This window comes from Micromonospora sp. M51, from assembly GCF_018070305.1.
GTDB classification, from domain to species: domain Bacteria; phylum Actinomycetota; class Actinomycetes; order Mycobacteriales; family Micromonosporaceae; genus Micromonospora; species Micromonospora parva.
The window spans coordinates 1-504 of sequence record NZ_JAGPXZ010001468.1; the positions used below are offsets into that span (position 1 = coordinate 1).

At 73.4% G+C, this 504-nt stretch carries 1 protein-coding gene; it reads right to left on the reverse strand.

What is annotated here, in order from left to right; all coding sequences use genetic code 11:
* On the reverse strand, positions 1-504 hold a 504-nt coding region (locus KBX53_RS35490; protein WP_210864087.1), incomplete at both ends, for an enoyl-CoA hydratase/isomerase family protein.

Genomic DNA, 504 nt, shown 5'->3' on the forward strand with positions numbered 1-504 from the left:
TGCTTGGCGACGAACGCGAGCGTGGCCGCTCGGTGGTCGGCCGTGGCACCGCAGATCGACTGGGCCTGCGCCTCGGCGGCGAGGGCGTCGGCGAGAGTGCCGGCATCGGCGATGGAGAGTTGCCGCTTGATCGCCCCGTACGCGACGGTCGGGCCGGCGGCGAGGCGGGCGGCCAGTTCCTGGGCGACGGGCAGCACCTGCTCGTCGTCGTCGGTCAACCGGTTGAGCAGACCCAACCGGCAGGCCTCCTCGGCGCGGACCGGTTCGGCCAGCATCAGCAGCTCCACCGCCTTGGCGTGCCCGACCAGCCGGGGCAACGTCCAGGACGCGCCGGTGTCGGCGGCCAGACCGACCTTGGCGAAGGCCATCAGGAAACTGGTGGTCGGACCACCGATGCGGATGTCGGCCAGGAACGCCAGCGACGCGCCCGCTCCGGCGGCCATCCCACGGACCGCGGCGATCACCGGCTTGGGCAGGTTGGCGAGCCGGGCGGCGATCGGCTGG